The sequence below is a fragment of the Streptomyces sp. NPDC020362 genome (assembly GCF_040642095.1).
GTDB lineage: Bacteria > Actinomycetota > Actinomycetes > Streptomycetales > Streptomycetaceae > Streptomyces.
Genome location: NZ_JBFAET010000242.1, coordinates 1 through 11981, shown reverse-complemented (window position 1 = coordinate 11981; position 11981 = coordinate 1). Strand labels below are relative to the sequence as shown.

Genomic DNA, 11981 nt, shown 5'->3' with positions numbered 1-11981 from the left:
CGCTCCCGCCGAGGCCGCGCCCTCGGCGGCGCATCCGCTGAGGCAGGGCTTCGTCACCAACGTCCTCAACCCGAAGGCCTCGCTGACCTTCCTCAGCCTGCTGCCCCAGTTCGTGCCGTCCGGCGGCTCCGCCCTGCCGAGGACGCTGCTGCTCGCGCTGATCGTGTGCGTGATCGCGCTGGGCTGGTTCCAGGTGGTGGCGCTTCTGGTGGACCGGCTCGGCAGGTGGCTGCGCCGCCCCCGGGCCGCCCGCATGCTGCAGGCGGGCACCGGGGCGGCGCTGACGGCGCTGGGAGCGGCCCTCCTCCTGGAGCCGCTCCTGCGCTGAGCCCGGGTCAGCTGACCCGGCCGTACCAGACGCTCCTGGTCCAGATCCTCTCCAGCCGCACCACGGCCCCGGTCCTCGGTGCGTGCCAGATCTTGTTCTTCCCGGCGTAGATGCCGACGTGGTAGACGCTGGAACCCGAGTGGAAGAACACCAGATCGCCGGCCTTGCGGCTCCCGGCCGAGATGTGGTGCGTCCGGTTGTACTGCTGGGCGGCCGTACGCGGCAGCTTCTTGCCCGCCTTCTTGAACGAGTAGAGCGTCAGCCCCGAGCAGTCGAACCGGCGCGGCCCGGTCGCCCCGTACTGGTAGGGGGAACCCTTCTTGGAGGCCGCGACCTGGAGTGCTTTCGTCGCTATCGTGGCGGCCGAGGCGTCGGTGGAAAGCCCCGGGACCATGATCGAGCCGCCCACGGCGGCGAGGGTGAGAGCCGAGGCCGTGCCGGCCCGGGCCATCAGCGACGGGACACGATTGAGCGCAGTCATGCGCAACCCTTCGTCAGCCGCCTGTGAAGGATGACCTGTCGGATTCGGGCTGGCGAAGTTGCCCGGCCGCGTTGCCGCGGCTTCACCCCAAGGGCTGCTCGGCACGACCGCCCGTCTGCGACGAACGTCCGTCCCGGCGACCCGTCTTGCTTGGGTCCTCCACTCCTGCCGATCCACTTCTGTCGACCGGTCATCCGGGCGGCGGCAGGACTCGGCGTCCGCCCGGACCGCCCCGCCGCGGTGGCGGGGGCTTGTCGTCAGACAGGGATCTTGACTCACAGCTGTCGGAAAATCCCAACGGAATCGGGGATTTGTGGCGTTACTCACCACTCACCCGTTCGGGTGGACACCACCATGTTCGAGTCATCGTCAAGTCCCGCACGTAGCCTCCGACCTGGGGCGGAGCACTCACGCACGAGCCTCAAACCCGTGTCGCGCGCAAGTCGGAACGCCCGGAAAACGATCGCGAGATACCCCGGTCGGCGGTAGACCGTTCGGGCCGTTTGAAGCCCGGCCCGGACGGTGCGTCGACGCGGGTGGCCCGTCGGGCCCCATGAGCGTCCGGATCAGCCGACACAGTCGGGCGGGAGCGCGACGCGCGCAGTACGGCGCTCGCCGTCCAGCACCCGCAAGGCCCGTGCCAGCGTGTCCCCATGCAGCTCCGCCTCGCCCCGCTGGTGCATCAGGGTCAGCGCGTCGCGCAGCTCGGACGCCTTGCGCACCAGAGCCTGCGCCGCGCGCAGCCCGCGGTAGGTGTCCCCGGACTGCGCCGGGTTGATCCGGCCCAGCAGGTCGACGGCCTCCAGGTAACGGTCGATCAGTTCGCTCTCGGCGCCGGTCAGTGCGGGCAGCGGGGGAAGCTCGGGTGGCAGCATCGGCGGCTCACCCGGCGTACCCGGCGCCGGGCGTCGCCCGGCGGCTCGGGACGACGCCGTCGACCAGGCCGTACGCGAGTGCGCCCGGCGCATCCAGCATCAGGTCCCGCTCCAGGTCCTGGTGGACCTGCTCGGCGGTGCGTCCGGTGTGCCGCACCAGCATCTCCTCCATCAGGGCGCGCATCCGGGTCAACTCCTCGGCCTGGATGACGAGGTCGCTCGGCTGCCCCTTCGCCGGCTCGGACAGTGCGGGCTGTTCGAGCACCACGCGGGCGTTCGGCAGGGTGAACCGCTTGCCCGGCGTCCCGGCCGCGAGCAGCACCGCGGCGGCGGAGACGGCCTGGCCCAGGCAGTAGGTCTCCACGTCGCACGTGACGTACCTGATCGTGTCGTAGACCGCGGTCATGGCGGTGAACGAACCGCCCGGGCAGTTGAGGTACAGAGTGATGTCCCGGTCCGGTGCCGCGTGTTCGAGCTGCATGAACTGCGTGACCACATCGGTTGCCGCGGTGTCGTCGAGGGGGGTCCCGAGGAAGACGACCCGGCTCTCGAACAGCTTCGAGTAGGGATCCAGCGTGCGGTGGCCCGTGCCCGTGCGCTCGGTGAACTCGGGCAGGACATGGCGGGCGGACGGTCGGGTCATGGGCATACCCCTCCTCCAGGCGGAGCGCCGACGGCCCCGCTTCTGTAAAAAATGTACAGGACGTACGTGACGTTATGATGGGGGCATGGCCTACGAGATTCCGGTGACGCAAGCCAGGGCTGAGCTCGCCGACCTGATCAACCGGGTGGTGTACGGCGGTGAGCGCGTCGTCGTGACACGGCACGGCAAGCCGCTCGTCGCGCTGGTCTCGGCCGCCGACCTGGAGCGGCTCGACGCTCTCGACGAGCCCGCCGAGGAGCAGGTGATCAGTTCCGTGTCCGGGGTGCGCGAGGCGAATTCCGCCGCGCGCGAACGGCAGCGATTCGGGATCGCCGCGGAGCACCGGGGGCCCGGCGTCTCGTAGTCGGGCGCGGGGTGTGTCCGATACGCGGGTGCGGGGGTGTCCGTTGCGGGGGTGCGGGTGCGCCCGTCGCGCAGGTATGAGCGAGCCCATTGCGCAGTCATGCGCTGCTCAAAGTCTGGTTAACGTGGCTGAAACTCCGGCGAACTAGCCTGCCGTTCCACGCCATCAGGGGTTTTCCTGCCCGTATTGATTCACGATCGGGCGATTTTGTCTGTGTGTTACACCTAACCCGTCGCGGTGGCTGCGGCAACCGGACCCCGCACGGTCCGGAGCAAGGACTGTGAGGTGGGACGTGCAACTGACCCCGCACGAGCAAGAGAGACTGCTCATTCACGTGGCGGCCGACGTGGCCGAGAAGCGCAGGGCCCGCGGGCTCAGGCTCAACCACCCCGAAGCGGTCGCCCTCATCACGTCGCACATCCTTGAGGGCGCGCGGGACGGTCGCACCGTCGCCGAATTGATGTCCTCCGGCCGCAAGCTCCTGACCAGGGACGACGTCATGGACGGGGTCTCGGAGATGATCCACGACGTACAGGTCGAGGCCACCTTCCCGGACGGCACCAAGCTCGTCACCGTGCACGAGCCGATCATCTGAGGGGGCCGCGTTGATTCCCGGAGAGGTCTTTTTCGCGGACGGCCCCATCGTCTGCAACGAGGGACGCGAGGTCACCTCGCTGACCGTCCTCAACGCCGCCGACCGGCCCGTCCAGGTCGGCTCCCACTACCACTTCGCCGAGGCCAACCCCGGCCTGGAGTTCGACCGTGCCGCCGCACGCGGCAAGCGGCTGAACGTCGCCGCCGGCACTGCCGTGCGCTTCGAGCCCGGCATCCCGGTCGACGTCGAACTCGTGCCCCTCGGCGGCGCCCGGATCGTGCCCGGACTGCGCGGCGAGACCGGGGGCGCCCTCGATGCGTGAGATCTCCCGCGGCGCCTACGCCGACCTGTTCGGCCCCACCACCGGAGACCGCATCCGGCTCGCCGACACCGACCTGCTGATCGAGATCGAGGAGGACCGCTCCGGCGGCCCCGGACTCGCCGGTGACGAGGCGGTCTTCGGCGGCGGCAAGGTCATCCGTGAATCCATGGGCCAGTCGCGTGCCACCCGCGCGGAGGGCACCCCCGACACGGTCGTCACCGGCGTCGTCATCGTCGACCACTGGGGCATCGTCAAGGCGGACGTCGGCATCCGCGACGGACGGATCACCGGCATCGGCAAGGCGGGCAACCCCGACACGATGGACGGGGTGCACCCGGATCTCGTCATCGGCCCGGAGACCGAGGTGATCGCGGGCAACGGGCGCATCCTGACCGCCGGTGCCATCGACGCGCACGTCCACTTCATCTGCCCGCAGATCGCCGACGAGGCGCTCGCCGCCGGTGTCACCACGCTGGTCGGCGGCGGCACCGGACCCGCCGAGGGTTCCAAGGCGACGACCGTGACGCCCGGCCCCTGGCACCTGGCCCGGATGCTGGAGGCGATGGAGCAGTACCCGCTCAACGTCGGCTTCCTGGGCAAGGGCAACACCGTCTCGCACGAGGCGATGCTCTCCCAGGTCCGCGGCGGCGCCCTCGGCCTGAAGCTGCACGAGGACTGGGGCTCCACCCCGGCCGTCATCGACGCGGCCCTGACCGTGGCCGATCGCACCGGCATCCAGGTCGCCATCCACACGGACACCCTCAACGAGGCCGGATTCGTCGGCGACACCCTCGCCGCGATCGCCGGCCGGGGCATCCACGCGTACCACACCGAGGGCGCCGGCGGCGGGCACGCGCCGGACATCATGACCGTGGTCTCCGAACCGCACGTGCTGCCCAGCTCGACCAACCCGACCCGGCCCTTCACCGTCAACACCGCCGAGGAACACCTCGACATGCTGATGGTGTGCCACCACCTCAATCCGGCGGTGCCGGAGGACCTGGCGTTCGCCGAGTCCCGGATCCGGCCGTCCACCATCGGCGCGGAGGACATCCTCCACGACCTCGGCGCGATCTCGATCATCTCCTCCGACTCCCAGGCGATGGGCCGCGTCGGCGAGGTCGTCCTGCGCACCTGGCAGACCGCGCACGTGATGAAGCGGCGGCGCGGCGCGCTGCCCGGTGACGGCCGCGCGGACAACCGCCGGGTGCGGCGGTACGTCGCCAAGTACACGATCAACCCGGCACTCGCCCAGGGACTCGCCCGCGAGATCGGCTCCGTCGAGACGGGCAAGCTCGCCGACCTGGTGCTCTGGGAGCCCGCGTTCTTCGGGGTCAAACCGCTTCTCGTCATCAAGGGCGGGCAGATCGCGTACGCACAGATGGGTGATGCCAACGCCTCCATCCCTACGCCCCAGCCGATCCTGCCCCGGCCGATGTACGGGGCCATCGGGCGGGCGCCGGCCGCCAACTCGTTCAACTTCGTGGCCCCGCTGGCCGTCGAGGACGGGCTGCCGGAGCGGCTGCAGCTGGGCAAGCGGTTCGTCGCCATCGACTCGACCCGCGGGGTGACCAAGGCGGACATGCGGGAGAACGACGCGCGTCCCCAGGTGCGGATCGACCCCGACAGCTTTGCCGTGCACATCGACGGCGAACTGGTCGAGGCGGCGCCCGCCACCGAACTGCCCATGGCCCAGCGTTACTTCCTCTTCTGATGACCAGGGCAGCACTTCTCGTCCTGGCCGACGGCCGCTTCCCCGCCGGAGGGCACGCACACTCCGGCGGGGCCGAGGCCGCCGTCAAGGCGGGCCGGATCACCTCCGCGGCGAGCCTGGAGGACTTCTGCCGGGGGCGGCTGCACACCGCGGGGCTGGTGGCGGGGGCGTTCGCCGCTGCCGCCGTCCTGGGCGCCGAACCCCGGGACCTGGACGCGGCGGCGGACGCCCGCACACCCTCGCCCGCCCTGCGGGCCGCCGCGCGCAGGCTCGGCCGACAGCTGCTGCGGGCCGCACGGGCGAGCTGGCCGTCGGCCGAACTGGACGCACTGGCCCGCGAGTTCCCCAAGGGGGCGCACCAGCCGGTCGTCCTCGGCCTCGCGGCCCGCGCGGCCGGGCTCGGGCCCGAGGACGCGGCGTACTGCGCGGCGTACGAGAGCGTGAGCGGACCGGCGACGGCCACCGTACGGCTGCTGAGCCTCGACCCGTTCGACGCGACGGGCGTCCTGGCCCGGCTGGCACCCGAGCTGGATCGCGTCGCGGACTCGGCGGTCCGGGCGGCGCACAGAGTCGCCGACGAGGGTGTCGACGCGCTGCCGGCCGCATCGGGGCCGCTGCTGGAGGTCGGCGCGGAATGGCACGCGGCCTGGCCTGTACGACTGTTCGCGTCCTGACCCGGGGCCTGCGCCCGGGCCCCCATCGGCCCGAACGGCCTCGTCCTCCAGAGGCGGACGGGCCGATCGGTGCCGGACCTGGCTGAAAGGGAGCCGTTGACATGCACTTGGACCACACCCACGAGGGCCCCGGCGCCGTGAGCGCCGACGCCCGCCGCCCCGACGGTTCGCGCCGTGCCCTGCGCATCGGGCTCGGCGGGCCCGTCGGCTCCGGGAAGACCGCGACGGTCGCCGCGCTGTGCCGGGCGCTGCGCGACGAGCTGTCGCTGGCCGTCGTCACCAACGACATCTACACCCGCGAGGACGCCGAGTTCCTGCTCCGCGAGGCCGTGCTGCCGCCCGAGCGGATCACGGCCGTGGAGACCGGTGCCTGCCCGCACACCGCGATCCGCGACGACATCTCCGCCAACCTCGAAGCCGTGGAGGACCTGGAGGAGGCGGTCGGGCCGCTGGACCTGATCCTCGTGGAGTCCGGCGGGGACAACCTCACCGCGACCTTCTCCAGGGGACTCGTGGACGCGCAGATCTTCGTGATCGACGTGGCCGGCGGTGACGACATCCCGCGCAAGGGCGGACCCGGCGTCACCACCGCGGACCTGCTCGTGGTCAACAAGACCGACCTCGCTCCCTACGTCGGCTCCGACCTCGCCCGGATGGCCGCCGACGCCAAGGTGCAGCGGGCCGAACTCCCGGTCGTCCTCCAGTCGTTGCGTGGCGGTACGGGCGTCGCCGACGTCGCCGCCTGGGTACGGGAGCGACTCGGCGCGTGGACGGCATGACGGCTGCCGGAGTCCGGGCGCACGCACGGATCGTGGCCCGCGCCGACGGGCGCGGCGGTACGGCGCTGCCCGTCCTGGACGGCGACGGCCCGCTCGCGCTGCGCCGCACCCGGGGCAGCGACGGCGAGGCGCGGGTCATGGTCGTCGGCGCGATGAGCGGCCCGCTCGGCGGCGACCGCTTCGCGCTGGACGCGTGTGTGGAGGAGGGCGCCCGGCTGCACGTGGGCTCGGCCGCCGCCACCATCGCGCTCCCGGGCCAGTCCAAGGGCGAGGCACGTTACGAGGTACGGCTCGACGTGGCCGACGGCGCCGAGCTGCGCTGGCTGCCCGAGCAACTGATCGCGGCCGGCGGCAGCGACCTGTACGTCACCACGCGGGCCGAAGTCGGCGCCGGGGCACGGCTCGTGCTGCGCGAGGAGCAGGTGCTCGGGCGGTGCGGGGAGGAGCCCGGGCGGCTCACCAGCCGGCTCACGGTGAAGGTCGCCGGCCGTACCGTCCTGGACCAGGAGCTGTCCTGCGGGCCCGGGGCGCCGGGCGGCTGGGACGGGCCGGCCGTACTCGCCGGACACCGGTCGGTCGGCCAACTGGTCGTCGTCCGGCCCGAGTTCGCCGACCGGCCGGTCGGCGCGCGGATGCTGGGGGAGAGCGCCGCGCTGATACCGCTTGCCGGGCCCGCCGTACTCGTCAGTGCCGTGGCCCCCGACGCACTCGGGCTGCGGCGACTGCTGGACGAGGCGTTGAACCTGCTCGGATAGACAGGGACGCCCGTCCAGCCGGACGTGATCGTCCGTTTATCGGATTGGTAAAGAAACGTCTGCACCCCCTGTTCTCAGCTGCCTCACAGCCGGGAGGATCCCCGTCTGACCACTTGAAGACGTAGGGGGAGGGGCCAAGTTGAGGGAGAACAGACCGAAGGGCCGTCTGCTGGCGTTCGGTTCGGCCGGAGCGCTCGTCACCGCGACCCTGATGGCCGGCGCGGTGTCGGCGCCCGCGGCCAGCGCCGACAGCCGCCACGGAGGCGACCGCGAGGCCCGGGGCGCAGAGATCGCCGCCGCCCGTGCCGCCAAGGCCGGCATCGACTGGCAGGACTGCCCTGCGGACTGGGGGCTGGCGAAGCCCATCCAGTGCGGCTGGGTCAGCGTGCCGCTCGACTACGCCAAGCCGTACGGCAAGCAGATCAAGCTCGCCGTCGACCGCATCGGCAACACCGGAACGCCGCAGGAGCGCCAGGGCGCTCTCGTCTACAACCCGGGAGGCCCCGGCGCCTCGGGGATGCGCTTCCCGACCCGGGTGACCAACAAGAACCCCATCTGGGCGAACGTCGCCAAGGCCTACGACTTCGTGGGCTTCGACCCGCGCGGTGTCGGCCACTCCGCACCCATCTCCTGTGTGGACCCGCAGCAGTTCGTCAAGGCGCCCAAGGCAGACCCGGTGCCGGACACCGAGGCCGACAAGAGGGCCCAGCGCAAGCTCGCCCGCGAGTACGCCGAGGGGTGCGCCGAGCGCAGCGGCAGCATGCTGCCGCACATGACCACCCCGAACTCCGCCCGCGACCTGGACGTCATCCGTGCCGCCCTGGGGGAGAAGAAGCTCAACTACCTCGGCGTCTCCTACGGCACCTACCTCGGGGCCGTCTACGGCACCCTCTTCCCGGGCCACCTGCGCCGGATGATCGTCGACAGCGTGGTCGGTCCGTCGCGCGAGAACATCTGGTACCAGGCCAACCTCAACCAGGACATCGCCTTCGAGGGCCGCTGGAAGGACTGGGAGGACTGGGTCGCCGCGAACGACGCCGCCTTCCACCTCGGCACCACCCGCGCCGCCGTCCAGGCCAAGTGGCTCGACCTGCGCGGCACCGCCAAGAAGAACCCCATCGGCGGGGTCGTCGGCCCGGCCGAGCTGATCTCCTTCTTCCAGAGCGCCCCGTACTACGACTCCTCGTGGGTGCCGGTGGCGACGGTCTTCAGCAAGTACGTCGCCGGGGACACCAAGGCGCTCGTCGACGCCGCCGCCCCCGACCTGTCGAACACGGCCGGCAACATCAGCGCGGAGAACGGCAACGCCGTCTACACCGCCGTCGAGTGCGCCGACGCCAAGTGGCCCACCAGCTGGAAGAAGTGGGACCGGGACAACACCCGGCTCAACACGGACTACCCGTTCATGACCTGGGCCAACGCCTGGATGAACCTGCCCTGCGCCACCTGGCCGACGAAGCAGCTCACCCCGGTGCACGTCACCACGCACCGCGGCCTGCCGCCCGTGCTGATCGTCCAGTCCACGCGGGACGCGGCGACCCCGTACCCGGGCGCCGTCGAACTGCACAAGCGTTTCAAGGGCTCCCGCCTGATCACCGAGGACGGCGCGGGCTCCCACGGCGTGACCGGCCTGGTCAACCCGTGCATCAACGAGCGGGTCGACTCCTACCTGCTCAGCGGCAAGCTGGACTCCTCCGACGTGAGTTGCGCGCCGCACGCCACGCCCAAGCCGTGACCCCTGGGGTACGGCGACGACCGTGACCGCAGCGGTGGGGCGACGAGGGGCGGCCGGACTTCCGGCCGCCCCTTCGCCGTCAACCGAGCGGTGCCCGGGGGAACTTGCGCTCCTTCTTCTCCGCAGTCTGCTCCGCCTTGACGACGGCCGCGTACCGGTCGACGTACTCCTGCTCGGACAGCATGAGGATCGCGTACATGATCTCGTCGGTGATGGCCCGCAGGACGGCCTTCTCGTGCTCCATGCCGGCGTAGCGCGAGAAGTCGAGCGGCTCTCCGAAGCGGATGACGACGGGGTGGACGTTCGGGATCACCTTGCCGGGCGGCTGTGCCTCGAAGGTGCCGATCATGGCGCAGGGCACGACCGGCACCCCGGCCCTCAGCGCCATCACCGCGACCCCCACCTTGCCCTTGTACAGCCGGCCGTCGTGCGAACGGGTCCCCTCCGGGTAGATGCCCAGCAGTTCGCCCTTGTTCAGCACTCCGAGCCCCTCGCGGATCGCCGCCTGCCCCGCGTCCTTGCCCGAGCGGTCCACCGGGATCTGCCCGGCGCTGCGGAAGAAGAACGCGGTGAGCCGCCCCTTGATGCCGGGTCCGGTGAAGTACTCCGCCTTGGCCAGGAAGGTGATGCGGCGCTTCAGGATCGCCGGCATCAGGAAGTGGTCGGAGAACGACAGATGGTTCCCGGCGACGATCGCGGGACCCGACGCCGGTACGTTCTCCAGGCCCTCGATCCGTGGTCGGAAGACCAGTCTGAGCAGGGGGCCCAGCAGCACGTACTTGAGCAGGTAGTAGAACAAGGGGTCGCTCCTCACGCGGGCGGATCGACACAGCGTAAGCGCGCGTGCACTCACAGGGAACAGGGTCCCGCCCTGTTCATGCTGACCCCTTGCGGCCTCTACTGATGGGTACTCAGGTGAGCCGCCGGGTGTGGCTCCGGTGCCTCGGCCGTCCCGTAGGAGAACCAGGCGAGGAAGGCGACGACGAACAGCGCCTCGACGAGCAGGGACAGGGGGCCGTACGGCGCTTCCCACCCGTCTTCGTAATACCCGCCCGGCAGGCCGACGGTGCGCGACAGCGCGAAACCGACGATCATTCCGAGACTGACCAGCACCCCGGTCAGCCAGGCGGCCACGGGACGTCTCAGGGCGACGAGCGCCACCGCCACGACGAGCATGACGGCGCTTCCCGCGGCGAAGAGCAGACCGATGTAGAACATCTCCTCCAGGTGGTCGGGGACGAGCAGTGTGTGCAGGGCCGCGTTGGCGACGGCACAGGACACGGCCACTCCCGTCCAGATGACTTCGGCGGCGTGAGTGGAGTTCATGACGAATCCCGGTGCTGCAAGGAGGGATCGAAGCGGAAGTGGACGGGGATATCGCTTTCCGTCCGCGAATCTCTTTGTCCATGAATCTCTGTGTATGAATACGGACAGGGGCGCTCCGTGGATTGCGCGGTGCCCGTCCGCGAGCCCCGGCGCCGGCCGGTGCCCCGGCCCTCGTAGGATGTGCCCGATGCACACCACCGGACAGCACACCTCGCGACCGCCCCGGCGGCGCCCGCGTGCGCTGCTCGTGCTGGCGGTGCTGGCCGGGCTGCTGGGCATGCACGCCCTCGCGCCCGGCGGCGGGACGGGGCACGCAGAGCATGCCCGGGCCGCGCAGATGACGGTCATGGTCACCGGCCTGGACGACTGTCCCGGCGGCGACGGCCACTGCGGTGACCATCGGCTGCACCACGCCGATCCCACCTGTGCGTCGGGCGCTGTCGGCGGCGGCCCGCAGCTGCCCGCGCTCGCTCCCGCCCCCGTGACCGCCCCCGGGCCGGCCGGCGGCCTGCGCCCGTGCGCGGCCACGGCACCGGACGGGGCGCGCGCCCCACCCTCCCTGGCGGAACTCCAACTCCTGCGGATCTAGAGACCGCGCCGACCGCACGCCACGCCCGGCGGGCGTCGCGGTCGTGCTCCCACGCGTGCCCGAAGACCTTTCGAACAGCAGGAGTTCCCGCATGACCATCCGTACCCTGACGCGCCGTACCGCCCTCGTCGCGGCGACCGGCCTCGCCTCCGTCGTCCTCGCCGCCTGCGGCGGTGGCAGCGGCAGCGGTGACAGCGGCGCCCACGGCGGCCACGGCACCTCGGCGAGCCCGAGCGGATCCGCCGGTGCCACCACCCACAACGCCCAGGACGTCACCTTCGCCCAGGGCATGATCCCGCACCACCAGCAGGCCCTGGAGATGGCGCGGCTGGCCTCCGGGCGGGCCGCCTCGGCACAGGTCAAGGACCTCGCCTCGCGCATCGAGAAGGCGCAGGACCCGGAGATCCGCACCATGACCGGCTGGCTGAAGTCCTGGGGCGAGCAGGTCCCCATGGCCGGCATGGACCACGCAGGTCACGGCGGCATGTCCGGCATGTCCGGGATGATGAGTGACACCGACATGGCGGCCCTGAAGAAGGCGACCGGCAAGGACTTCGACACGAAGTTCCTGTCCCTGATGGTCGAACACCACCAGGGAGCCGTCGAGATGGCCACCACGGAGAAGAACAAGGGCGACTACGGCCCCGCCAAGGGCATGGCCGACGGCATCGTCAGCGCGCAGAACGCCGAGATCAAGCAGATGAAGCAGCTCCTCGGCAAGAACGGAAGCTGACCGAGCGGGGCGGGGGGGGGGGCGTCGGGGGGAGAGGCGAGCGGGGTGCGCCGGCGCGACACCAGCGG

The 11981-nt window shown here is 71.2% G+C and carries 16 protein-coding genes and 1 riboswitch; of the genes, 11 read left to right on the top strand and 5 right to left on the bottom strand.

The annotated features are described in order from the left end of the window. A partial coding sequence (locus AB0H32_RS42580; RefSeq protein WP_361133188.1) for a LysE family transporter occupies positions 1-328 on the top strand: 328 nt, incomplete at its 5' end. A 7-nt stretch (positions 329-335) separates the two neighbouring features. Here AB0H32_RS42580 and AB0H32_RS42575 read toward each other — a convergent pair. The 3 genes from AB0H32_RS42575 to AB0H32_RS42565 form a co-directional block, all read right to left on the bottom strand. Then, entirely contained in the window at positions 336-809 is a 474-nt protein-coding gene (locus tag AB0H32_RS42575) for a C40 family peptidase (protein WP_361133185.1), read from the bottom strand. Between the two features lie 2 nt (positions 810-811). Continuing rightward, positions 812-942, bottom strand: a riboswitch (cyclic di-AMP (ydaO/yuaA leader). Between the two features lie 433 nt (positions 943-1375). After that, entirely contained in the window at positions 1376-1684 is a 309-nt protein-coding gene (locus tag AB0H32_RS42570; protein WP_361133182.1) for a hypothetical protein, read from the bottom strand. Between the two features lie 7 nt (positions 1685-1691). Then, positions 1692-2327 (bottom strand): ATP-dependent Clp protease proteolytic subunit, encoded by a 636-nt coding sequence (locus AB0H32_RS42565; RefSeq protein ID WP_361133179.1) that lies wholly within the window; start codon positions 2325-2327, stop codon positions 1692-1694. Positions 2328-2412: 85 nt separating this feature from the next. Between AB0H32_RS42565 and AB0H32_RS42560 the strand changes: the two genes are divergently transcribed. The 8 genes from AB0H32_RS42560 to AB0H32_RS42525 all read left to right on the top strand — a co-directional run bounded on the left by AB0H32_RS42560 (position 2413) and on the right by AB0H32_RS42525 (position 9265). Further along, positions 2413-2691: a type II toxin-antitoxin system Phd/YefM family antitoxin gene (locus AB0H32_RS42560; RefSeq protein ID WP_361133176.1), complete on the top strand. Its 279-nt coding sequence runs from the start codon at positions 2413-2415 to the stop codon at positions 2689-2691. Between the two features lie 292 nt (positions 2692-2983). Then, positions 2984-3286: an urease subunit gamma gene (locus tag AB0H32_RS42555; protein WP_361133173.1), complete on the top strand. Its 303-nt coding sequence runs from the start codon at positions 2984-2986 to the stop codon at positions 3284-3286. Positions 3287-3296: 10 nt separating this feature from the next. Beyond that, the gene (locus AB0H32_RS42550; protein ID WP_361133170.1) at positions 3297-3608 is read left to right on the top strand and encodes an urease subunit beta; all 312 of its coding nucleotides are present in this window, start codon (positions 3297-3299) and stop codon (positions 3606-3608) included. Beyond that, positions 3601-5322, top strand: coding sequence for an urease subunit alpha (locus AB0H32_RS42545; protein ID WP_361133167.1), 1722 nt, complete (start codon positions 3601-3603; stop codon positions 5320-5322). The genes AB0H32_RS42550 and AB0H32_RS42545 overlap by 8 nt, the downstream gene beginning before the upstream one ends. After that, positions 5322-5996 carry an urease accessory UreF family protein gene (locus tag AB0H32_RS42540; RefSeq protein ID WP_361133164.1) on the top strand — a complete coding sequence of 225 codons (675 nt, stop codon included), beginning with the start codon at positions 5322-5324 and terminating at the stop codon, positions 5994-5996. Before AB0H32_RS42545 ends, AB0H32_RS42540 begins: the two co-directional genes overlap by 1 nt. Before the next feature lie 101 nt (positions 5997-6097). Continuing rightward, complete coding sequence (ureG, locus tag AB0H32_RS42535; RefSeq protein ID WP_361133161.1) at positions 6098-6775, top strand: urease accessory protein UreG; 678 nt, start codon at positions 6098-6100, stop codon at positions 6773-6775. After that, on the top strand, positions 6772-7530 hold the full coding sequence (locus AB0H32_RS42530) for an urease accessory protein UreD (RefSeq protein WP_361133191.1): 759 nt from the start codon (positions 6772-6774) through the stop codon (positions 7528-7530). The genes ureG and AB0H32_RS42530 overlap by 4 nt, the downstream gene beginning before the upstream one ends. Before the next feature lie 139 nt (positions 7531-7669). Continuing rightward, complete coding sequence (locus AB0H32_RS42525) at positions 7670-9265, top strand: alpha/beta hydrolase (protein WP_361133158.1); 1596 nt, start codon at positions 7670-7672, stop codon at positions 9263-9265. 79 nt (positions 9266-9344) lie between these two features. On the opposite strand, the gene AB0H32_RS42520 is transcribed toward AB0H32_RS42525, so the two are convergent. Both AB0H32_RS42520 and AB0H32_RS42515 read right to left on the bottom strand, forming a co-directional pair. Continuing rightward, entirely contained in the window at positions 9345-10064 is a 720-nt protein-coding gene (locus AB0H32_RS42520) for a lysophospholipid acyltransferase family protein (protein WP_361133155.1), read from the bottom strand. 98 nt (positions 10065-10162) lie between these two features. Further along, entirely contained in the window at positions 10163-10591 is a 429-nt protein-coding gene (locus tag AB0H32_RS42515) for a hypothetical protein (RefSeq protein WP_361133152.1), read from the bottom strand. 187 nt (positions 10592-10778) lie between these two features. Here AB0H32_RS42515 and AB0H32_RS42510 point away from each other — a divergent pair, with 187 nt between their 5' ends. Together AB0H32_RS42510 and AB0H32_RS42505 are read left to right on the top strand one after the other, a co-directional pair. Continuing rightward, positions 10779-11180 carry a DUF6153 family protein gene (locus AB0H32_RS42510; protein ID WP_361133149.1) on the top strand — a complete coding sequence of 134 codons (402 nt, stop codon included), beginning with the start codon at positions 10779-10781 and terminating at the stop codon, positions 11178-11180. A gap of 91 nt (positions 11181-11271) precedes the next feature. Further along, positions 11272-11913: a DUF305 domain-containing protein gene (locus AB0H32_RS42505; RefSeq protein ID WP_361133146.1), complete on the top strand. Its 642-nt coding sequence runs from the start codon at positions 11272-11274 to the stop codon at positions 11911-11913. Positions 11914-11981: the final 68 nt, after the last annotated feature.